The sequence below is a fragment of the Pedobacter africanus genome (assembly GCF_900176535.1).
In the GTDB taxonomy this organism is placed as follows: Bacteria; Bacteroidota; Bacteroidia; order Sphingobacteriales; family Sphingobacteriaceae; genus Pedobacter; species Pedobacter africanus.
The window spans coordinates 681,742-703,960 of record NZ_FWXT01000001.1 but is presented as its reverse complement, the minus strand read 5'-3'; the positions used below and the strand labels follow the sequence as shown (position 1 = coordinate 703,960).

22 protein-coding genes are annotated in these 22,219 nt (G+C 43.3%); 17 read left to right on the top strand and 5 right to left on the bottom strand.

Annotation, left to right across the window (positions count from 1 at the left end):
- The first annotated feature begins 99 nt into the window (after positions 1-99).
- Genes sufB through B9A91_RS02605 form a run of 7 tightly spaced genes read left to right on the top strand, consistent with a single transcriptional unit; the run spans position 100 to position 6,136 of the window.
- Complete coding sequence (sufB, locus tag B9A91_RS02635; RefSeq protein ID WP_084236866.1) at positions 100-1,545, top strand: Fe-S cluster assembly protein SufB; 1,446 nt, start codon at positions 100-102, stop codon at positions 1,543-1,545.
- Positions 1,546-1,579: 34 nt separating this feature from the next.
- Positions 1,580-2,350 carry a Fe-S cluster assembly ATPase SufC gene (gene sufC, locus B9A91_RS02630; protein WP_084236865.1) on the top strand — a complete coding sequence of 257 codons (771 nt, stop codon included), beginning with the start codon at positions 1,580-1,582 and terminating at the stop codon, positions 2,348-2,350.
- 12 nt (positions 2,351-2,362) lie between these two features.
- A complete protein-coding gene (sufD, locus tag B9A91_RS02625) occupies positions 2,363-3,667 on the top strand; it encodes a Fe-S cluster assembly protein SufD (RefSeq protein WP_084236864.1) in 1,305 nt (434 codons plus the stop codon).
- Complete coding sequence (locus tag B9A91_RS02620) at positions 3,667-4,881, top strand: aminotransferase class V-fold PLP-dependent enzyme (RefSeq protein WP_084236863.1); 1,215 nt, start codon at positions 3,667-3,669, stop codon at positions 4,879-4,881. Before sufD ends, B9A91_RS02620 begins: the two co-directional genes overlap by 1 nt.
- The gene (locus B9A91_RS02615; protein WP_084236862.1) at positions 4,881-5,336 is read left to right on the top strand and encodes a SufE family protein; all 456 of its coding nucleotides are present in this window, start codon (positions 4,881-4,883) and stop codon (positions 5,334-5,336) included. Before B9A91_RS02620 ends, B9A91_RS02615 begins: the two co-directional genes overlap by 1 nt.
- On the top strand, positions 5,329-5,643 hold the full coding sequence (locus B9A91_RS02610) for an iron-sulfur cluster assembly protein (RefSeq protein ID WP_084236861.1): 315 nt from the start codon (positions 5,329-5,331) through the stop codon (positions 5,641-5,643). The genes B9A91_RS02615 and B9A91_RS02610 overlap by 8 nt, the downstream gene beginning before the upstream one ends.
- Before the next feature lie 16 nt (positions 5,644-5,659).
- Positions 5,660-6,136, top strand: coding sequence for an RrF2 family transcriptional regulator (locus B9A91_RS02605; RefSeq protein WP_084236860.1), 477 nt, complete (start codon positions 5,660-5,662; stop codon positions 6,134-6,136).
- Here the strand turns inward: B9A91_RS02605 and B9A91_RS02600 are convergent.
- Entirely contained in the window at positions 6,122-6,889 is a 768-nt protein-coding gene (locus B9A91_RS02600; RefSeq protein ID WP_159451624.1) for a GNAT family N-acetyltransferase, read from the bottom strand. The two genes, B9A91_RS02605 and B9A91_RS02600, sit on opposite strands and share 15 nt — an antisense overlap.
- Before the next feature lie 316 nt (positions 6,890-7,205).
- Here B9A91_RS02600 and B9A91_RS02595 point away from each other — a divergent pair, with 316 nt between their 5' ends.
- The 3 genes from B9A91_RS02595 (at position 7,206) to arsC (ending at position 10,831) form a co-directional block, all read left to right on the top strand.
- A complete protein-coding gene (locus B9A91_RS02595; protein ID WP_084236858.1) occupies positions 7,206-9,659 on the top strand; it encodes a bifunctional UDP-N-acetylmuramoyl-tripeptide:D-alanyl-D-alanine ligase/alanine racemase in 2,454 nt (817 codons plus the stop codon).
- A 20-nt stretch (positions 9,660-9,679) separates the two neighbouring features.
- Positions 9,680-10,273: a DUF502 domain-containing protein gene (locus tag B9A91_RS02590; protein WP_084236857.1), complete on the top strand. Its 594-nt coding sequence runs from the start codon at positions 9,680-9,682 to the stop codon at positions 10,271-10,273.
- 210 nt (positions 10,274-10,483) lie between these two features.
- A complete protein-coding gene (arsC, locus tag B9A91_RS02585; RefSeq protein ID WP_084236856.1) occupies positions 10,484-10,831 on the top strand; it encodes an arsenate reductase (glutaredoxin) in 348 nt (115 codons plus the stop codon).
- A gap of 199 nt (positions 10,832-11,030) precedes the next feature.
- On the opposite strand, the gene B9A91_RS02580 is transcribed toward arsC, so the two are convergent.
- Together B9A91_RS02580 and B9A91_RS02575 are read right to left on the bottom strand one after the other, a co-directional pair.
- Positions 11,031-11,738: an LOG family protein gene (locus B9A91_RS02580; RefSeq protein WP_084236855.1), complete on the bottom strand. Its 708-nt coding sequence runs from the start codon at positions 11,736-11,738 to the stop codon at positions 11,031-11,033.
- Positions 11,739-11,756: 18 nt separating this feature from the next.
- Positions 11,757-13,235 (bottom strand): sodium:solute symporter, encoded by a 1,479-nt coding sequence (locus tag B9A91_RS02575; RefSeq protein ID WP_084236854.1) that lies wholly within the window; start codon positions 13,233-13,235, stop codon positions 11,757-11,759.
- An 86-nt stretch (positions 13,236-13,321) separates the two neighbouring features.
- Between B9A91_RS02575 and recR the strand changes: the two genes are divergently transcribed.
- The 6 genes from recR (at position 13,322) to trpA (ending at position 18,574) form a co-directional block, all read left to right on the top strand.
- A complete protein-coding gene (gene recR, locus B9A91_RS02570) occupies positions 13,322-13,939 on the top strand; it encodes a recombination mediator RecR (protein WP_084236853.1) in 618 nt (205 codons plus the stop codon).
- Positions 13,940-13,944: 5 nt separating this feature from the next.
- Entirely contained in the window at positions 13,945-14,760 is an 816-nt protein-coding gene (locus B9A91_RS02565; protein ID WP_084236852.1) for an SDR family oxidoreductase, read from the top strand.
- A 217-nt stretch (positions 14,761-14,977) separates the two neighbouring features.
- Positions 14,978-15,967: an anthranilate phosphoribosyltransferase gene (gene trpD, locus B9A91_RS02560; protein ID WP_084239551.1), complete on the top strand. Its 990-nt coding sequence runs from the start codon at positions 14,978-14,980 to the stop codon at positions 15,965-15,967.
- Between the two features lie 27 nt (positions 15,968-15,994).
- Entirely contained in the window at positions 15,995-16,627 is a 633-nt protein-coding gene (locus B9A91_RS02555) for a phosphoribosylanthranilate isomerase (protein WP_084236851.1), read from the top strand.
- On the top strand, positions 16,624-17,805 hold the full coding sequence (gene trpB, locus B9A91_RS02550; RefSeq protein WP_084236850.1) for a tryptophan synthase subunit beta: 1,182 nt from the start codon (positions 16,624-16,626) through the stop codon (positions 17,803-17,805). Before B9A91_RS02555 ends, trpB begins: the two co-directional genes overlap by 4 nt.
- A gap of 1 nt (position 17,806) precedes the next feature.
- Complete coding sequence (trpA, locus tag B9A91_RS02545; RefSeq protein WP_084236849.1) at positions 17,807-18,574, top strand: tryptophan synthase subunit alpha; 768 nt, start codon at positions 17,807-17,809, stop codon at positions 18,572-18,574.
- Here trpA and nhaA read toward each other — a convergent pair.
- Together nhaA and B9A91_RS02535 are read right to left on the bottom strand one after the other, a co-directional pair.
- The gene (gene nhaA, locus B9A91_RS02540; RefSeq protein WP_084239550.1) at positions 18,564-19,748 is read right to left on the bottom strand and encodes a Na+/H+ antiporter NhaA; all 1,185 of its coding nucleotides are present in this window, start codon (positions 19,746-19,748) and stop codon (positions 18,564-18,566) included. The two genes, trpA and nhaA, sit on opposite strands and share 11 nt — an antisense overlap.
- A 29-nt stretch (positions 19,749-19,777) precedes the next feature.
- The gene (locus B9A91_RS02535) at positions 19,778-20,398 is read right to left on the bottom strand and encodes an L-threonylcarbamoyladenylate synthase (RefSeq protein ID WP_084236848.1); all 621 of its coding nucleotides are present in this window, start codon (positions 20,396-20,398) and stop codon (positions 19,778-19,780) included.
- 78 nt (positions 20,399-20,476) lie between these two features.
- On the opposite strand from B9A91_RS02535, the gene B9A91_RS02530 reads away from it, so the two are divergent.
- Positions 20,477-22,147, top strand: coding sequence for an FMN-binding glutamate synthase family protein (locus B9A91_RS02530; RefSeq protein WP_084236847.1), 1,671 nt, complete (start codon positions 20,477-20,479; stop codon positions 22,145-22,147).
- Positions 22,148-22,219: the final 72 nt, after the last annotated feature.

Sequence of the window (22,219 nt, the reverse complement as noted above, 5' to 3'; positions counted from 1 at the left end):
GCTGCAAATCTTACAATTCTCTGTTTATACTATTTTGTATAAACAAGCAAAACGGGGTATCTTTGTGTTATTATTCTAATCTTTCAATTCATTAACACCATGAAAGAACAACAAGACACCATAGATCATGCCGTATTGAATGAATACAAATACGGATTTGTGACCGATATAGATACCGATACGATTGCGAAAGGATTGAATGAAGATGTGATCCGTTTGATTTCCAGCAAAAAGAACGAACCTGAATGGATGCTGGAGTGGAGGCTGAAGGCATATCACCATTGGCTTACTATGGTAGAGCCAACCTGGCCTAATGTAAAGTACCCGCCAATTAATTACCAGGATATTATTTATTATGCGGCCCCCAAACCTAAGCAGCAGCTGAACAGTCTGGATGAGGTAGACCCCGAATTGCTGAGCACTTTTGAAAAACTGGGTATCTCTATTGCCGAGCAGAAAAGGCTTACAGGGGTGGCTGTAGATGTGGTGATGGACAGTGTTTCCATAGCTACCTCTTTCAAAGAACAATTGTCGGAAATAGGGGTAATCTTTTGCTCCATTAGTGAGGCCATACAACTGCATCCTGAGCTGGTTAAAAAGCACCTGGGTTCAGTAGTCCCTATGACAGACAATTATTTCTCTGCATTAAATTCAGCCGTTTTTACAGATGGATCTTTTTGCTATATCCCTAAGGGGGTGCGTTGTCCGATGGAGCTATCTACTTATTTCCGCATCAATACAGAAAACAGCGGACAGTTTGAGCGTACCTTAATTGTTGCCGAAGATGAAAGCTATGTAAGCTATCTTGAAGGCTGTACTGCGCCTATGCGCGATGAAAACCAGCTGCATGCTGCAGTCGTAGAACTGATCGCCATGGAAAAAGCAGAAATTAAGTATTCCACGGTACAGAATTGGTACCCTGGCGATAAAGAAGGTAAAGGTGGCATTTATAATTTTGTAACCAAGCGCGGCATTTGCAAGGGTAACCACTCCAAAATCTCATGGACGCAGGTAGAGACCGGTTCGGCCATTACCTGGAAGTATCCAAGTGTGATCTTAAAAGGAGATCACTCTATAGGAGAATTCTATTCTGTCGCCTTTACAAACAACTACCAGCAGGCCGATACCGGAACAAAAATGATCCATCTGGGTAAAAACACCAGGAGCAGGATTGTGGCCAAAGGCATCTCGGCAGGCTATAGCCAAAACAGCTACCGCGGACTGGTGAGAACAAGTAAACAGGCTTTGAACGCACGTAATTACTCACAATGTGATTCTTTACTGCTGGGCGATAAATGTGGTGCACATACTTTCCCCTATATAGAGGTTAAAAATAAAACGGCAATTGTAGAGCATGAGGCTACAACATCCAAGATTGGTGAAGACCAGCTTTTTTATTGCAGGCAAAGGGGAATTGACCCTGAAGCTGCAGTTGCCCTGATTGTAAACGGCTTTGCCAAAGAAGTAATGAACCAGCTGCCTATGGAATTTGCCATAGAAGCGCAAAAACTGCTGACCATCAGCATGGAAGGCAGTGTGGGTTAAGACCAGCTGTCTGCACAAAATAAATTATAAGCATATGTTGTCAATAAAAAATATACACGCTAACGTAGAAGGCAAACAAATTTTAAAGGGGATTAACCTGGAGATCAAAGCAGGAGAAGTACATGCCATTATGGGGCCGAATGGTTCGGGTAAAAGTACACTTGCATCTGTGTTGGCCGGAAGGGAACAATATGAGGTTACAGAAGGCAAGGTAACATTCCTGGGGAAAAATCTGCTGGACCTGGAACCCGAAGACAGGGCACGTGAAGGACTTTTCCTGGCTTTTCAGTACCCGGTAGAAATTCCGGGTGTAAGTACCACCAATTTTATCAAGGCCGCGGTAAATGAAAAGCGCAAGTATCATGGACAGGAACCCTTGGATTCAGTGGCTTTCCTGAAAACCATGAAAGAGAAAATGAAACTGGTGGAGATCGACCAGTCGCTGCTTAGCCGCTCCATCAATGAAGGTTTTTCCGGAGGCGAAAAGAAACGCAATGAAGTATTTCAGATGGCGATGCTGGAACCTAAACTGGCCATACTCGATGAAACAGACTCGGGTCTGGATATTGATGCCCTTCGCATTGTGGCCAATGGCATCAATAAACTGCACAATCCTGAACAAGCCGTGCTGGTGATTACACACTACCAGCGCCTGCTGGATTATATTCAGCCAGATTTTGTGCATGTGCTTTATAACGGTCGTATCGTTAAATCCGGAACCAAAGAACTTGCGCTTGAACTGGAAGAGAAAGGGTACGATTTTATTACAGAAGAGGCCGATTTAACAATTCCTGGTGTTGACTAAAGAAATTATACCATGATTGATTTAACTTATTTTAAAGAACAATTTGACCAGTCGCAGCCAGCAGCAGCAGCAGATGGCATGGCTGCAATAAGGTCGGATAGTTTTGATACTTTTACAAAAACCGGCCTACCTACTTTTCGCACTGAAGAGTGGAAATACACCGGCATCAGCGGCCTGTTTGACAAAGCATACAATCTTTCAGGAACAGAAAGCAAAGTTACCAGAGCCGATGTGGATGTCATGCGTTTACCGGGTTATGCCGAAGCAAATGAGTTGGTGTTTGTAAACGGGCATTTTAATCCTGCGCTGTCCGATATCCGTTCTTCCAGTACAGAACTCGAAATATTATCCTTAAAAGAGGCACTTAGCAGCAATTATAAATCCCTTGTTACAGCACATTTAAACCAAAGCAGCAATTATGTAAAGGATGGGATCCATGCTTTAAACGGCGCTTTTATGGATGATGGGATTTTTATCAACGTACACAAAGGCAAATCGCCCGAACACCCCATTTACCTATATCACCTTTCAGATGCCCGGGGCCAGCACATTATGTCTCAGCCCAGAAGCCTGATTTATGCTGCGGAAAACAGCAGGGTACAATTGGCAGAAGCTTATACTACGTTGGGCAGTTCGGATAGTTTTTATAACGAAGTGATGGAAATAGTGGTTGCCGAAAATGCCTTTGTGGAGTATTACAAGATACAGAATGACGGTAGCAACGCCAGCCAGGTAAATACAACCCACATTACCCAAATCGGACGCAGTCATGTGCATACGGTAACCATAAGCCTCAACGGCGGTATCGTTCGCAACAATATGAACCTTGTGCTTGATGCTGCCGGCAATGAAACCCATTTATACGGCCTCTACCTTTTGAAGGGTAAAACCCATGTTGATAACCATACGCTGATAGATAACAGACAGCCCAATTGCTTTAGCAATCAATTCTATAAAGGCATTGCCAATGATGCTTCAACTGCCGTATTCAACGGCAGGATCATGGTACAGCCCGAGGCGCAGAAAACCAATGCTTATCAATCCAACAAGAATATTTTACTCTCCGACCAGGCAACCATCAATACCAAACCTCAGCTGGAAATATTTGCGGATGATGTAAAATGCTCACATGGTTGTACAGTAGGCCAGCTGGATGATGAAGCCCTTTTTTATTTAAGGGCAAGGGGAATTCCAAAGGCAGATGCGGAAGTACTGTTGTTACAGGCTTATGCCTCCGATATACTGGAGCACATTAAGCCAGCTCCCCTTCGTAAATATGTAGAAAAACTGATCCATAAACATTTATCTATCAGGTAATGGCAATTACAGATTTAAGACAGCAGTTTCCAATACTGCAAAGGATGGTAAAAGATAGGCCTTTGGTTTATTTTGATAATGCCGCAACTTCGCAAAAGCCGCAATGTGTAATTGATGCCTTGAGCCATTATTATTCGCATTATAATGCCAATATACACCGTGGTATACATACGCTTGCAGAAGAGGCCACCCTGGCTTATGAAGCAAGCCGTATAGCTGTAAAAGAATTTATCGGGGCAGATAGCACAGAGGAGATCATCTTTACCAGAGGGACCACAGAAGCCATTAACCTGGTAGCCTATACCTGGGGCAGGGCAAATGTTCAGCAGGGTGATGAGATACTCATATCCGGTATGGAGCACCATTCCAATATTGTTCCCTGGCAGATACTATGCGAAGAAAAGCAAGCCATTTTAAAGGTAATACCGGTTACAGAGGAGGGTGAACTATCACTGGAGGCCTTTAAAGAACTGTTGAGCATTAAAACCAAACTGGTTGCCGTTGTGCATGTGTCGAACTCCCTGGGTACTATAAATCCTGTAAACGAACTCATTACTGCTGCACATCTTGTTGGCGCCAGAGTGCTGATAGATGGTGCGCAGTCTGCCGTCCATCTAGACATAGATGTACAGAAGATGGACTGTGATTTTTTTGCTTTTTCCGGGCATAAAGTGTACGGACCAACGGGGGTTGGTGTTTTGTATGGTAAACGGGAGCTGTTGCAGGATATGCCTGTTTTTCAGGGAGGTGGGGAAATGATCAAAGAGGTTACATTTGAGCGGACAACCTATAACGATCTGCCTTATAAATACGAAGCCGGAACGCCTAATATTGCAGATACAATTGTGTTAAAAACTGCCCTTGATTTTATTCAACAGGCAGGTAAGGCAGAGATCAGGGAGCACGAAGCCATGTTGCTTGCTTATGCAACTACCCGGTTAAAAGCCATTCCAGGACTCAGTATTGTAGGAGAAGCAAAGGCTAAAGCCAGTCTGGTCTCATTTGTTGTTAAAGGTGTTCACCCTCAGGATATTGGGGTGTTGCTGGACAATATGGGTATTGCAGTGAGGACAGGGCACCATTGCACCCAGCCATTGATGAAGCGTTTTGGTATCCCGGGAACGGTAAGGGCATCTTTTGCCTTATATAACCAGCAGGAAGAAATAGATGTGTTTATTGCAGGTTTACAAAAAACCTTAAAAATGTTGCAGTAATGAATGTAAAGCCAATAACCGAGATTGAAGCCGAGATTGTCGAAGATTTTGCCCTGTTTGACAGCTGGGAAGATAAGTATGAATACATCATAGATTTAGGGAAGAAGCTGGAATTGCTGGAAGATGAATATAAAACAGAGGCCAATAGGATCAAAGGTTGTCAGTCAACTGTTTGGTTAACTGCTTTTTTTGAGCATGGGAAAGTGTATTTTAAAGCAGATAGCGATGCCGTTATTGTTAAAGGGCTGATCAGTATGCTTATCAGGGTATTGTCTGGCCATAGTCCCGAAGAAATCCTGAATGCACAAATGGATTTCATTGCCCGTATTGGAATGATGACGCACCTGGCGCAAACCCGCTCCAACGGTTTGCTGGCTATGATTAAACAAATGAAAAACTATGCCCTTGCCTATAAAATGATGGAAGGGGCAGAAAATAATAAAGCTGATGGATAAAGAAGCGCTAAAACAAAAAGTCATAGATTGTCTGCAGACCATCTATGATCCTGAAATACCGGTAAGCATCTATGAACTCGGTTTGATCTATGAAACGGAGATTATGCCGCCATTGAACAATGTGCAGATTGTAATGACGCTTACTGCTCCCGGATGTCCTGCTGCGCAAAGCATCCCCCTGGAGGTTGAAGAAAAAGTAAAAGCTATTGAGGGGGTAAATGAAGTTACGGTAGAAGTAACCTGGAGCCCACCTTGGAACAAGGATATGATGTCGGAGGCGGCAAGGCTGGAATTGGGAATGATGTGATAAAAAAGGATATCGGATGAAAATTACTGCACAGGAAGAATATGGATTAAGGATTTTGCTTCGTATTGGAAAGCATAATGATCGCGAAGGGATTAGCATTCCGGCTATTAGCGAGGCAGAGGGCATATCAGCGGCTTATGTAGGAAAGCTTACACGTGCGCTGCGGATTGCAGGTTATATCAATAGCACACCAGGGTACAAAGGAGGTTATGTACTGGCGCAGCCTGCTGCCCAGATTAACATCAATCAGGTGATGAAGGTATTGGGCGGTGCCCTTTACAGCAAGAAATTTTGTGAAGACTACACCGGGGCATTGAAACTATGTACCAATTCAATAGATTGTTCTATACGTTCTTTATGGCAAATGATCCAGCTTACGGTAGACCAGCTGCTGGATAAGGTTACTTTGCAGGATCTGATTGGACGGGAGCAGGAGTCGGGCCGGATACTGGAATCTATTTTAATGCAACACGCTTTATCAGAAAACAAATAACGGCTTCTCCATTTCGTATTGATAAATGTAGGGGAACAGTCCTACAGAGCCCAGAAAGGTTATGGTTGGCCCAGAATCTATATCTACATTGACTACAGAAAGCTCTGTGTTATTGTGCCCGGCTACATGTTTAAACAATGCTTTTCCGTAACCTCTGCGCCGATACGATTGGTGAACTGCAAACTGAGCTATTCTGTTGCTGTCCGGATTGTAACAGATGTAGGCCACCAGTTTGCGCCCATCGTAAATGCCTGCAATTTTATTGTATTCGCCCAGGTTTTGCATCGCTGTAACCGAATTTTGCCAGGAAGGCTGCCAGTCCCAGAAGGTACTGACCTCGGTCCAGTTAATTTTTTTTAAGGCTTTAATCCTCGGAACCTTTGGATCTATTGAAGTTCCTTTGAACTTTCCTTTAAGACACACCAATTCCCGGTTTAGGGTATAGCCAATAGTTTTGTAGGTTTTTATCGCAGGGAGGTTTTTCTCCAGCACTTCAAGCATACATTTTGTAATGCCTTCCTTTTCCAGCAGTGGAAGGATGAACCGGTACATTTCTCTGGTTAAATTCCGGCCTCTTTTTGTGGGAATTACTCCAGTGCCGGCATTATAGGCTAGCTTTTCATTTCCCTGCACATCTAGACCATGTAAAATGAAACCAACAAGCTTTCCATCTTCATAAGCCCCTGCCGATAATTTCAGGTCTATGGAATCAGCTATTAACTTTCGCTCCAGTTGCTCTTTTGTCAACTGCATCTTTACTAAATAATCTGAAAAAGATTCATTGAAGGTGTGGAGCAGGGCGTTGTTTGAAATGTGCTCTAAGTTGCTGAATTCTAACATCCTTTGTTCTCTAAAAAAAGCGCCCCGGAAGTTACTCCGGGACACCATTAACGCTCTCTAATGTAAATCTATATAAGATAGATCAAACCTGCTAACTTTTTAATGGTTTTTTTCTGTTCTTTTTGTTCAGCGGCCAGCTGGTATTCCTGAAGATATAAAACCATCAGAAATGAAAAAATATAAATGGACAGGGAACAGTATTTTGAAGGTATAAGTTTAATTTTGCTGAATGAACGGTTTCCCATATACCATAAGCCATATTGCAGAGATTCTGGATGCAAAATCCTTTAATCAAAAACAAGATGCCCTGATCAGCAAACTGGTAACAGACAGCAGGATCGTTATTGATCCTGAACATTCCCTTTTTTTTGCTTTAAATGCAAAAAGAGACGGGCACACCTATCTGAAAGATGCTTATTTGAATGGGGTCAGAAATTTTGTGATTAGTGATGATCGCTATCTGAACGCATTTTCTGACGCAAACATTATACTGGTAGCTGATGTGCTGATGGCCTTACAAAACCTTTCGAAATACCATCGGCAGCAGCATAACCTAAAGGTGTTGGGCATAACGGGAAGCAATGGCAAAACCATAGTTAAGGAGTGGCTGTATCAATTGCTGGCAGCAGATTTTAACATTGTACGTAGCCCAAAGAGTTTTAACTCCCAGATTGGTGTTCCGCTTTCTGTCTGGGAAATTTCCGATAGCCATACTTTGGGTATTTTTGAAGCCGGTATTTCAAAAGTAGAGGAGATGGAACTGCTTGCCGACATCATCAGGCCGGGCATTGGAGTGCTTACAAATCTGGGCGAGGCACATGCCGAAGGTTTTGCCTCACAAAAAGAAAAGCTGCTCGAAAAGCTGAAACTGTTTAAAGAGGCAGAGCTGTTTATTTATTCACCTGAATACACTTTGGGCTTAAATCCAGGGGATTTGCCTGGAAAATCAAAATTTTCATGGAGCTTAAAAGAGAAGGCAGACCTGCAGATTTTGTTCATAGAACCCATTGACGGTAAAAATTATATCCGCGCCAGTTATAAAGGAACGGAAATTGAATGCCTGATCCCCTTTAGTGATAAAGCTGCCGTAGAAAATGGTATCATTTGCTGGGCTACTTTACTTGCATTAGGTTATACACCCGAAGAAGCCGATGTGCGATTAGAAAAACTGACCCGGGTTAGCATGCGCCTGGAATTAAAAAATGGGATTAACCAATGCTCTGTGATAGATGATTCTTATAGTGCCGACATCTCGTCGCTGGCCATAGCACTGGATTTTTTAAACCTGCAGAACCAGTATCCTAAGCGGACGGTGATCCTTTCCGATATTTCTGAAACCGGTAAAAGCGAGGAGGTATTGTACGCAGAAATTGCCGCATTGCTGAAACAAAAAAATGTAGACCGGCTGATCGGTATTGGACCACATATCAGCTCATCGGCTGAGCTTTTTGAGATGGAAAACACCTTTTTTGAAAGTACTGAGGCTTTCATTGAACAATTTCCGGCCTTACATTTCAATAGTGAAACCATTCTGATCAAAGGGGCCAGGAGATTTGAATTTGAACGGATCAGTAAGCTGATTGCCCAGAAGGTACACGATACCGTTATGGAAATAGATTTGAATGCCCTGGCCGGCAACCTTCAGTTCTATAGGGCCAAACTGAAGCCAGGTGTTAAGATTATGGCTATGGTAAAGGCCTTTTCCTACGGTAGCGGCAGCTTTGAAATTGCCAATCTGCTGCAATACCATAAAGTGGATTATCTGGCTGTAGCCTATACCGATGAAGGGGTTGCATTGAGAAAAGGGGGGATAAAGATGCCAATTATGGTCATGAGCCCTGAGCCTTCCGCCTTTGATGCCATTGTTCGCTATAAGCTGGAGCCCGAGATCTACAATGCCGATATTTTGCGGCGCTTTATAGACTTTGTGAAGGAAGACCATTACCCGGTGCACCTTAAAATGGATACCGGTATGCACCGGCTTGGTTTTGAAGAACCCGATCTGCCGGAACTGCTGAACCTGTTAAGAGGAACAGATAAAGTAAAGGTAGCCTCCGTTTTTTCTCATCTGGTAGGTAGTGAAGAAGGCTTGCATGATGAATTTACCCGGCACCAGGTGGCACGGTTTAAGGCTATGGCAGATGTGATCGGTACGGAACTTAATTACCCTTTTATAAGGCATATTTCCAATACCTCAGGGGTTTCACGGCATCCGGAGGCACAGTTGGATATGGTCCGGATTGGTATTGGTTTGTATGGCTTCGACGGAGGGTTAAAGGGCAATGCTGGTTTGCAGACCGTTGCCGTATTAAAAACCACTGTTACACAGGTTAAGCAAATCAAGCCAAATGAAACAGTAGGTTATGGGCGTAAAGGCCTGTTGCCCGAAGGGGGTACAATTGCAACGGTAAAAATTGGCTATGCCGATGGTTATAGCCGTGCTTTTGGCAACGGGGTAGGTGCAATGCTTATTCATGGAAAAAAGGCCCCTACTGTAGGCGTGATCTGCATGGATATGTGTATGCTGGATGTAACGGGCTTGGACGTGAAAACAGGCGATGAAGCCATTGTTTTTAACGATCAGCTGAGCATAGCAGAGCTTGCCCGTCAGATTGGCACCATTCCTTACGAGATATTGACCAACGTTTCGCAAAGGGTTAAGCGGGTCTATTTTTATGAGTAATTTTTAGCTAAATTTGCGCTATGAATAGAGTTGGCAGGGCATTACTGAATTATCTGATCAAAGGATTGTTAATTGTACTCCCTATTGCATTAAGTATTTTTATCGTCATCTGGGCAGTAACTACGGTCGATAGCTGGTTAAATGTAAACAATATTCTAGGGGTTGACCCTAAGACCGGCGCAAGCCGTAACATTCCGGGTTTGGGACTGGCACTGGTCATTTCGCTGATCATGCTGGCAGGGATTTTTGTGACCTACTTTGTTACCGAACCCATGTACAACTGGTTTCAGCGCTTACTGGATAAGATTCCACTCTTAAAGTTCATTTATTCGTCTATCAAAGACCTTACAGAGGCTTTTGTTGGCGATGAGAAAAAATTCAATAACCCAGTTCTGGTAGATGTTGAGGGAGACCTGAAGCGAATAGGGTTCCTTACACAAAATGACCTGAAATCGATTGGGCTGCCCGGAGAGTCTATCGTTTATTTCCCCTTTTCTTATTCTTTTGCAGGACAGGTTTACATCGTGAAACATGAAAAAATAAAGCCACTGAATATGAGCGCTGCGGATGCCATGAAGTTGGTGGTATCTGGTGGTGTTAGCCATTTTGGGTAAATTTTTAATATTGTTCTCCTCCTCAAACTTTTTGCTGAAGGGCAAAAATTTTGCATGTCGGCTCACAACAATAAAAATTTTTCCAAAACGAATCAACAGCCAGCCAGAATGAAGGGGGGATTGAAATAAATTGAGGAAGGGTTCGGCGTAAAGTGAGTGGAGGATGTAATTGGTTAAAAGCCGCAATTATCAGATTTTAATTTTTTGTAAATGATACAGATATATCACAACAACAGGTGCAGCAAAAGCAGATGTGCTTTGGCCATTTTAGAAGAAAGCGGACAAGAATTTGAGATTGTAAATTATTTACAGGACACGCCAACGGTAGCCGAGTTATCTGCCATTGTAAACAAACTTGGGATTAAGGCTCATGAGCTGATCCGTAAAACCGAAATGGTTTATATAGAAAAATATAAAGGAAAAAACCTTAGCGATGAGGAGTGGATACAGGCCATGGTCGAAAACCCCATCCTGATTGAACGGCCAATTGTGGTTTCGGGCGACAAGGCAATAATTGCCAGACCAACCGAAAAAATTCATGAGATACCTGGTTTGTGATTTATAAGTTGTAAAAGGTAAGACACGAAAAAAGTCAAATGTTGTGAGCCGACATGCAAATTTTTTGCCCTTCAGCAAAAAGTTTGAGGAGGCGAACAATGTTTGACTTTATATAAAAAACTAAAAATCCGGTTTTAGCAAAAGGGTTGAGGCGAACAATATTTGACCTTTAAATAACCAGATCTTGCTTGAAAAGTACTTAAAAATTCGGTTTCAGCACATACTTGTCGTAGAACCTGAAAATGTGTTCTGCTGCTTCAGCCGCGGTATCCACTAACCTGAACAGGTTCAAATCCTCTGCATGAATGTTGTGCTCCTTTTGCAGCATGGTATTGGTGATCCATTCTACCAGGCCGCCCCAGTATTCTTTTCCTACCAGCACAATTGGGAAACGGGCAACTTTTCCGGTCTGGATCAAGGTAATGGCCTCAAAAAGCTCGTCCATAGTTCCCATTCCGCCAGGTAAAACAATAAAGCCCTGCGAATACTTCATAAACATCACCTTCCTGATGAAAAAGTAATCAAATTCAAGCAGCTTATTGTGGTCTATGTATTTATTGTGAAACTGCTCAAAAGGAAGGTCTATATTCAATCCCACCGATTTACCGCCATTCAAGTGTGCGCCTTTGTTACCTGCCTCCATAATCCCTGGCCCCCCACCGGTAATTACACCATATCCCCGCTCTGTCAGCAGTCTGCCACATTCAACAGCAATTTCGTAGTACTTATTGGTTTCTGCCGTCCTTGCCGATCCGAAGATGGATACACAAGGCCCTATTTTTGCCAGTTTTTCAAAGCCGTCAACAAATTCGGCCATGATCTTGAAGATCTGCCAGGAATCAGTAACTTTTATTTCCTGCCAGTTTTTATTCTCAAAAGCGCTTCTTATTTTCTCTTCACTTGTCATTCTATAGGTATTAGGGTCTTAAAATTTGGTCTGCCCGGTAGATGTCTTTCCGGTAACCCAAAGTAATAAAAAAGTAATCAATCCATTCAATATAATCAACTCAAAGCCCAGTGCATAACCAAACCAAGCCACGGAGTTCATGTCAATAATAAAGCATAATATCGGGGAAAGTATACAAATATAAGGCACAAGTCGGTCTGTAACAGCCTTTTTGGTAAACATGCCAAAAGCAAATAAACCTACCAAAGGTCCATATGTATAGCCTGCTGCTTTAAATATGGCGTTCACAACCGAGTCATCATTAATGATTTTAAAGATCATGATCACCAGTACCATCAGTACAGAGAAGCCGATGTGTACCAGGTGTCTTTTACGTACCAATACCGGATCATTCTGGTCTTCCTTCTTATCGAAATGTAAGAAGTCAACACAAAAAGAGGTGGTTAGTGCCGTTAAGGCCGAGTCTGTAGTCGCAAAAGTTGCGGCAGTTAAGCCAAGCATAAAAATGATCCCCGGAATGACATTAAGGTGGTTCAATGCAATTTCAGGATACAAGTGGTCGGGCGTTTTTAGAGCTGCAACATCAATCCCGTTGTTGGCCGCAAACAGGTACAGCAAAGCACCTACGCTCAGGAAAAAGATGTTCATGATCACGAATACAGTGGTAAAGGTAAACATGTTTTTTTGTGCTTCGCCAATGGTCTTCATGCTTAGGTTTTTTTGCATTAAATCCTGATCCAGACCGGTCATGGCAATGGTTACGAAAATACCGCCCAGGAACTGTTTGAGGAAGTGGGTCTTGCTACCCAGAAAATCTTCCCAGAAGAATACCTTGGAGTAACTGCTGTTTTTAACGGCCTCAAAGGTACCCGCTACATCTAGGTTTAGAGAGCGGGCAATAAATATAATAGACAAGATCACTGAAAGTAGTAAAAAAACAGTTTGAAGTGTATCTGTAATGATGATGGTTTTGAGGCCACCTTTATGCGTGTACAGCCAGATCAGTACCAGGCAAATGACAATGGTTAGCCAGAAAGGTACATTCCAGGCATCAAAAATGAATTTTTGCAATACAATAGCTACCAGGTATAATCTGAAGGCCGATCCAATGGTTCGGGATACCAGGAAGATGACCGCACCGCTTTTGTAACTCCAGAAGCCCAGACGCCGCTCAAGGTAAGTATAAATAGAAATGATATTTAACCTGTAATAGAGTGGAAGTAATACCGTGGCAATAATGATAAAACCGACGGCATTTCCCAGTATAAACTGAAAATAACCAAAATCGCTCTTGCCAACTGCGCCCGGTACAGATATAAAGGTTACACCCGATAGGGCCGTTCCAATCATCCCAAAAGCAACCAGGTACCATTTGGAATTCCTGTTGGCAATAAAAAACGAGGCATTATCAGAATTGTTTCTTGAAGTAAGATAAGCCACGCCGATTAACAATAAAAAGTAGCCGAGAAGAAAGGACAAAAGAATAATTGGACTCATATTATGGTTTAATTAAAGCGGTTAAATGTAAGAAACCATCATGAGTTTACAGGTATAAATAATAAAAATAAACATAAATTTGTAAGATGAACTTTTCTTCCAAATTACTTGAAGATGCTGTGAATGAATTTTCCAAGCTCCCGGGCGTAGGGCAGAAGACTGCACTCCGCTTGGTATTGCACCTGTTAAACAAAGAGCAGGAAGAGGTAGAGCTATTCGGAAATGCATTGATCAGGCTGAGAAAAGAAATCAAACACTGCCAGGTTTGCCATAACATATCCGACAACCAGTTGTGCAACATCTGTGCGGCTGCTAAAAGGGAAAAAGAGGTGATTTGTGTGGTGGAAGATACCCGGGATGTCATGGCGATTGAAAATACCGGGCAATACTTCGGTCTTTATCATGTTTTGGGTGGCCTCATTTCGCCCATGGATGGAATCGGACCTTCAGATCTGTTCATAGACTCTTTGGTACAGCGTGTAGCAACAACCCCTGTTAAGGAAGTTATACTTGCGTTAAGTGCCACTATGGAAGGGGATACCACGCTTTTTTACCTTTACAAACGTCTTAAAGATTTTCATGTCCCGATTACCACTATTGCCAGGGGCATCGCTTTTGGCGGAGAACTGGAATACGCAGATGAGATCACCCTGGGCAGATCTATTGTAACCCGAGTGCCTTACCAAACTTCATTAATCAAATAACCAGCATGGATTTTAAGCATAAAGTAATCATCATTACCGGTGCCTCTTCGGGTATTGGCAAAGCCTGCGCCGAAGAATTTGCAAAGCGCGGGGCCAACCTGGTACTGGCGGCCCGTCAGTACGTTACCCTTTGTGAAATCACTGCTGATCTGGAAAAGCGTTATGGCATACAAGCCGTGGCCGTACAGGCCGACGTGAGTAAGGAAGAAGATTGCCAGCAACTCATTAAACAAGCCCTGGTTACCTTCGGTAAAATTGATGTGCTCATTAACAATGCAGGTTTGTCTATGCGGGCATTGTTTAATGAACTGGACCTGTCTGTATTGAAGAACCTGATGGATGTGAATTTCTGGGGTACAGTATATTGCACAAAATATGCACTGCCCGAAATCCTTAAAACAAAAGGCAGCATAGTTGGGGTGTCTTCTATTGCGGGTTACCGCGGATTGCCTGGGCGTACAGGTTACTCTTCTTCAAAATTTGCTATGAACGGCTTTATGGAGTCATTGCGAACAGAGCTCCTGAAAACAGGGGTGCATGTGATGGTTGCCTGTCCAGGTTTTACGGCCTCAAATATCCGTGTTGCCGCACTGGCCAAAGATGGCGCATCGCATGGCGAAACCAGCATGGAAGAAGGGAAGATGATGAGTGCAGAAGAAGTGGCCTCGAACATCGTGGATGGCATTGCGGCACGTAAACGTACTTTGGTGATGACCGGACAGGGCAAGCTGACCGTATGGATCAACAAATTGTTTCCGGCACTGGCTGATAAACTGGTATTCAAGCACTTCACAAAGGAGAAAAACGCCCTCATAAAATAATTTTTTTTAAAAAACATTTGCTCCTTTGCAAAAACAATTCCATATTTGCCGTAATGATACTAACAAACGGACTTAATAACTGGTGGTGGCACAACGCAAATGCGTAGTGTAACCCTGTATTGAACGTTTTTATTTTATATAATAATATTTGAGGGTTGCTTAAGGCAACCTTTTTTGTTTTACGACCTTTTTGAAATCCCAGCTGGGAACCATTGATATGAAGAAGATACTTAACCACCTGTTTGAAAACAAAACCTTTAGCCGGAGCGAGGCGCAAAGGATTTTAACTGCCATTGCAATGGGGGAATTCAATACCTCGCAGATTGCTGCATTCATTACCGCTTATGGCATGCGCAACATCACCGTAGAAGAGTTACAGGGATTTCGCGATGCCATGCTGGACCTTTGTATAAAACTCGACCTTTCTGATTTTGAACTGGTTGATCTTTGTGGTACCGGTGGCGATGGAAAAGATACCTTTAACATTTCTACGCTGGCTTCCTTTGTTGTGGCCGGGGCAGGCCATAAGGTGGCCAAGCATGGCAACTATGGTGTATCCTCAGGCTGCGGATCTTCCAATGTCATGGAGTACCTGGGCTATACTTTTACCAATGAACAGGATGTTTTAAAAAGAAGCCTTGACCATGCGGGTATATGTTTTATTCACGCTCCATTGTTTAATCCGGCAATGAAAACTGTAGCGCCAATCCGTAAAGAACTCGGCGTGAAAACATTCTTCAATATGCTTGGGCCAATGGTTAATCCCTCGCAGCCCAAAAATCAGATTGTAGGGGTGTTTAGCCTGGAACTTGCCCGCTTATATGCCTATCTGTACCAGGATACAGATAAAAATTATACCATCCTTCATGCGGTGGATGGCTTTGATGAGGTTTCCCTGACCTGCGACATCAAGACCTTTAGCAAAAAAGGGGAAGCGCTGATCAAAGTGAGCGATCTTGGCTTTGAGCAGATCCTGGAAGATAAGATCAAGGGTGGTGATACTGTTGAGTCATCGGCTGAAATTTTTATGGATGTACTAAATGGGAAAGGCACCGAAGAACAAAACAATGTGGTGCTGTGTAATGCGGCCCTGGCTATTCAAACCATTACTCCGTTTAAAACATTTGCAGATTGTTTTTATGAAGCAGAAGCTTCCCTAATGGGGAAAATGGCATTGCAAAGCTTTAAAAAACTAACAGGCAGATAAATTGTTCAGCTTAAAAAATTAAGAAACATGAAACCTAAATTGAAAATATGCGGCATGAAGCTTCCTGAAAACGTTCAGGCAGTAGCTGCGTTAAAGCCGGATTATTTAGGCTTCATCTTTTACAGGGGCTCCAAAAGGTTTATCGATGGGCTAACTCCTTCATTTGTCCGTAACCTTCCGGCCGGAATTAAACGGACCGGTGTGTTTGTGAATGAAGAACTGAATAAAGTTGCAGAACTTGCCACTTTATATGGTTTAAATGCAGTACAATTACATGGTTCGGAGCCTGTAAAGTATTGTATAGCCTTAAGAGGCCTGCTTGCCGATCATGGCGTACAGCTAATCAAAGCCTTTGGTATAGATGAACATTTCGATTTTGACCAGCTAAAAAATTATGCTGGAGTGGTTGATTACTTTCTTTTTGATACACAGAGCCCCAACCATGGCGGTACCGGCAAAACATTTAACTGGGCCTTGCTCAACAGGTACACACTCGATAAACCTTATTTTCTGAGCGGTGGAATAGGACTTGACAGTATCGGGCAAATAAAAAATATAGAAGATACCCGTCTTTATGGCATTGACATCAACAGCAGGTTTGAACTTGCGCCAGGCTTGAAAGACATAGATAAATTGATAGAATTTAAGACATCATTATGAACTACTTTGTAAATGAAAAAGGTTATTATGGGGATTTCGGCGGAGCTTACATTCCCGAAATGCTGTATCCGAATGTGGAGGAGCTGAGGCAGAACTACCTGAGAATAATTGAAGATGAAACGTTCCAGAAGGAGTTTCATCAATTGCTGAAGGATTATGTGGGCAGGCCTTCTCCATTGTATCTTGCCAAACGTCTTTCTCAAAAATACAATGCCAATATCTTTCTGAAACGTGAAGACCTGAACCATACCGGTGCACATAAAATTAACAACACCATAGGCCAGATCCTGCTTGCCGAAAAGCTGGGGAAGAAACGAATTATTGCCGAAACAGGGGCAGGGCAGCATGGCGTGGCCACCGCAACGGTTTGTGCTTTGCGCGGACTGGAATGTGTGGTATATATGGGCGAAATTGACATTCAGCGCCAGGCGCCAAATGTGGCCAGGATGAAGATGCTGGGCGCTAAAGTAGTGCCTGCCACTTCGGGCAGTAAAACCTTAAAAGATGCAACCAATGAGGCCATGCGCGACTGGATCAACAACCCTGTAGATACGCACTACATTATTGGTTCTGTAGTTGGTCCGCATCCCTATCCCGATATGGTGGCCATTTTTCAATCCATCATTTCTGAGGAAACCAAAAAACAGCTCATAGAACAGACCGGTAGTGATCAGCCCGACTACGTACTGGCCTGTGTAGGTGGTGGCAGCAACGCGATGGGCATGTTTTATCATTTTATTGACGATGAGAAAGTTAAACTGATCGCGGTTGAAGCCGGAGGTAAAGGCGTAGATAGCGGCTTTTCTGCGGCGACTACAACATTGGGTAAGGAGGGGGTTTTGCATGGCAGCAGGAGCATTTTAATGCAAACCCATGATGGCCAGGTGGTAGAACCACATTCCGTATCCGCAGGACTGGACTATCCTGGTATTGGCCCTCAGCATGCCCATCTTTTCAAAACAGGCAGGGGTCAGTATGTCTCTATTACAGATGATGAATCGCTGCAGGCCGGTTTGCTGCTTACCCAGATGGAGGGGATTATACCGGCAATAGAAAGTGCGCACGCTTTGGCTTACCTCGAAAAAATGAGCTTTAGCGGTAAAGAAAATGTAGTGGTATGCCTGTCCGGAAGAGGGGATAAAGACATGGATACCTATATGAAATATTTTAATTTATAATATGAACAGGTTACAACAACTATTTCAGGAGAAAAAGAATATATTATCAATATACTATACCGCTGGTTATCCCAATTTGGGAGATACGGTTACCATTGCAGCTGAATTGGAACGCTCAGGAGCCGATTTACTGGAAATAGGCTTTCCTTACTCAGATCCTGTAGCCGATGGGCCCACCATTCAGGCCAGCAGCAAACAGGCGCTCGACAATGGAATGGACCTTAAACTGCTTTTTGAACAACTGAAAGACCTGCGTAAATCGGTTACTGTTCCGGTATTGCTGATGGGTTATGTAAACCCGATGCTGCAGTTTGGAGTAGAGAACTTCTGTAAGGCCTGTGCAGAGGTGGGGGTAGATGGCTGTATTGTACCCGATTTGCCTATGACCGAGTATGAAGAATTGTATAAAGGGGTATTTGCCCAGCATGGGCTGAGTAACATCTTTCTGGTAACACCGCAAACCTCTCCGGAACGGATCAGAAAAATAGACGGCTTAAGCAATGGCTTTATCTATCTGTTGTCTTCATCAGCTACTACGGGGCAGCATTTACAGGTATCTGAAAATACAGAAAGTTATTTCTCCAGAATTGCAGACATGAAGCTGAATAACCCCACCATGATTGGCTTTGGCATCAACAGCAAAGAGACCTTTGATAAGGCTTGTCAATATGCCAATGGGGCCATTATAGGCAGCGCTTTTGTAAAGGCGCTAAATGCCAATGACCTGAGCAGCAGCATCCGTTCATTTATGCAGCAGTTTAAGCCTTAACAGCTGCTTGTTTTTTGCGGATCGATTTAAGGAACATAAAACCTGCAAGACCTGAAATTACAGAAGCACAAAGAATGGCAAATTTGGCTTCTGTAACATAAAGCTGATCGTCGAAGGACAACAGGGATATAAAAATTGACATGGTAAAACCAATGCCGGCCAGCATGCCTAAGCCAATGATGTGTTTCCAGCCAGACCTGGAAGGAAGACTGCCCAGCTTAAGTTTAACGGCGAGCCAGGAGAATAAAGTTACCCCGAGTGTCTTCCCTGCAAATAAACCTATAATGATGCCCAGGCCCAACGGCGATGCCAGGCCACCGATCATTTCTTTCTGAAAAGTGATATTGGTATTGGCCAGTGCAAAAATGGGCATAATGAAATAATTTACAGGCCCGTTTAACAGGTGTTCCAGCTTTTCAAGGGGCGATTCTATATTGGTACTGTTTGTTGGAATGGTTAAGGCCAGTAATACCCCGGCAATGGTAGCGTGTATACCGGAATGATGGATAAAATACCATAAAAATACACCCGGTATCAGGTAAAAATAAAGTGCCTTGATGTTGAAAAGGTTAAACACGAGCAGCAGTGCAATTACTCCCCCGGCCATCAGCAGATAATCGAAATGGACCTCATTGGTGTAAAAAATAGCGATAACCAGGATTGCACCCAGATCGTCTACAATAGCCAGTGCAGCCAGAAAGACCTTTAACGACGTGGGTACGCTTTTTCCAAGCATAGAAATGATGGCCAGTGCAAAGGCAATGTCGGTAGCCATAGGGATGCCCCAGCCCGAGGCAGTGCTTTGCCCTTTATTGAAAACAAAATAAATAAAAGCCGGAACCAGCATTCCGCCCAATGCGGCAACCACAGGCAGCGATGCTTTTTTAACAGAAGACAACTCACCTTCAATCATCTCCCGTTTAATTTCAAGGCCTACCAATAAAAAGAAAACAGCCATTAAAGCATCATTTATCCATGCCGAAACTGTAAATGCATAGCTTTGGCTGCCAAAAGTAAAGCCAAAGTCGGTGGCCAGGAAAGCAGAGAATGCATTTGCATGAGATGAATTTGCAATAAACAGGGAAATGGCCACACAAACTAGTAGAATGATGCCGCCAATTTGACCGGAACGAAAAAAATCTTTAAATGCCTGTAGGTTGAGTAATTTAGCCATATCTGTAAATATAGCCATTTTCAATAAAATTACATGAAGCTTTCCAGATCGCCTTTACCTTCACGGATAACCTCAAAATCTCCGGAGGTACAGTCTACCACCGTTGAAGCTTCATTGTCACCATATCCGCCATCTATTACCAGGTCTACACTGTCTTCGTATTTTTCATGGATCAATTCCGGGTCGGTAGAGTATTCGATCACCTCGTCATCGTCTTTAATGGATGTAGAAAGAATGGGGTTACCTAGCTGCATTACAATTTCGCGGGCAATATCATTGTCCGGTACCCTTATACCTACTGTCTTTTTGTTGGAACTCAATAGTTTCGGAACATTGTTATTGGCATTAAAAATAAAAGTAAAAGGCCCTGGCAAAGCTTTTTTCAATACCCGGAATGTGGCCGTATCAATAGGCTTGATGTAATCGGAAATATGTCTTAAATCAGAGCATATGAACGAGAAGTTAGCCTTTTCTGGCTTGATGCCCCTGATTCGGCAGATTTTTTCAATCGCTCGCTGATTGGTAATATCGCAACCCAAACCATACACGGTATCGGTAGGATAAATGATCAGTCCACCTTTTTTCAGGACTTCAACAACCTGTTCAATTGCTTTTGGATTTGGGTTCTCCGGATAGATTTTGATAAGCATATGTAAAATTAAACAAATCTTAGACCGAAATCGGATAATTATTATTCTATTGGCATGTTTTTTAGTAAATTGATACGTATGAGAAAAGCATTCATCGCTATTGCAGCATTTTTGGTAGCGCTTACCGTAATGTTAGGCCTTACTTATCCGCCTCTATGGTGGCTGTTCATTTTTACAGGTCCCGTTGTTTTGTTAGGTATTTACGATCTGTATCAGCCCAAACACAGCATTGTAAGAAATTATCCGGTTGTAGGGCGTTTAAGGTATTTTATGGAAGATCTGCGGCCTAAAGTATATCAGTATTTTGTGGAAAGTGACACGAATGGAAAGCCTTTTAGCCGTTTAAACCGTTCACTGATCTACCAACGGGCCAAAATGGAGAACGATACAATCCCGTTCGGTACCCAGCTTGACGTATATGAAAATGGATACGAATGGCTAAGTCATAGCATATCGGCTATCAGCCATCACGAGCTGGATGAAAATCCACGCGTACTGGTTGGCGGGCCCGATTGTACCAGGCCTTATTCTGCGAGTATATATAACATTTCTGCAATGAGTTTTGGCTCATTGAGCCAGAATGCCATTTTAGCTTTAAATGGCGGTGCGAAATTGGGCGGCTTTGCGCACAATACCGGAGAAGGAGGGATTAGTGATTACCATGCAAACCCGGGAGGGGACCTGATCTGGCAAATCGGGACAGGCTATTTCGGATGCCGCAACCATGATGATGGTTCTTTTAACCCGCAGGCCTTTGCGGAGCGGTCTCAGTCCGATCAGGTAAAGATGATCGAGATCAAGTTGTCGCAAGGTGCAAAGCCTGGTCATGGTGGTATTTTGCCCGCACGGAAAGTTACCCCGGAGATAGCCAGGATCAGGCTGGTTAAGGAAGGTTTTGATGTGATATCACCACCTGCACATTCCGCTTTTAAAACGCCTTTGGAGTTGATCGCTTTTGTAAAGCAATTGCGTGAATTGTCGGGCGGAAAGCCTGTAGGTATCAAATTATGTATTGGCCGCAGAAGTGAATTTTTTGCCATTTGTAAGGCCATGGTTGAAACCGGTATCTATGTTGATTTTATCACGGTTGATGGGGGCGAAGGTGGGACAGGGGCTTCACCGCAGGAATTCTCCAATGCTGTCGGGATGCCTTTACGGGAAGCCATTGCTTTTGTGTACGATGTCCTTACCGGTTTTGATCTGAAAAAGCACATTAAGATCATCGCTTCCGGAAAAATCGCTTCGGGTTTTGACCTCGTAAAAAATATAGCACTGGGAGCCGATCTCTGTAATTCGGCAAGAGGGATGATGTTTGCATTGGGTTGTATCCAGGCTTTGGAGTGTAACAGCAACACCTGTCCTACTGGGGTGGCTACACAAGACCCGAGCTTAATGAAGGGCCTGGTGGTCGAAGATAAGAAAGTAAGGGTATTTAATTTTCATCGCCTTACCATAGCTAGTGCGGTAGAACTGCTGGGGGCAGCCGGATTGCACCATCCCTATCAGCTGACCAGGGCCTACATAAACAGGCGTATTGCGCCTAATGTCATGCAATCTTATATGGAGAGTTTTCCTTATATTCCTGAAGGGAGTTTATTGCAAACCCCTTATCCGATGCGTTTTGAGTTGGGCATGGCACTTAGCGTATCTTCCAGTTTTAATCCTACAGATTATAAAGTATCTATGGTCGATTATGCGCAGGCCAATTCTTTTTCAGATAGCCTGAATTCAGGTAGTGCAAACCCTTAATAAAATGATAGTCTGAAACGAGAAAGCCGTGAGCATTTGCTTACGGCTTTCTGATATGTTTGTTTTTCTAAA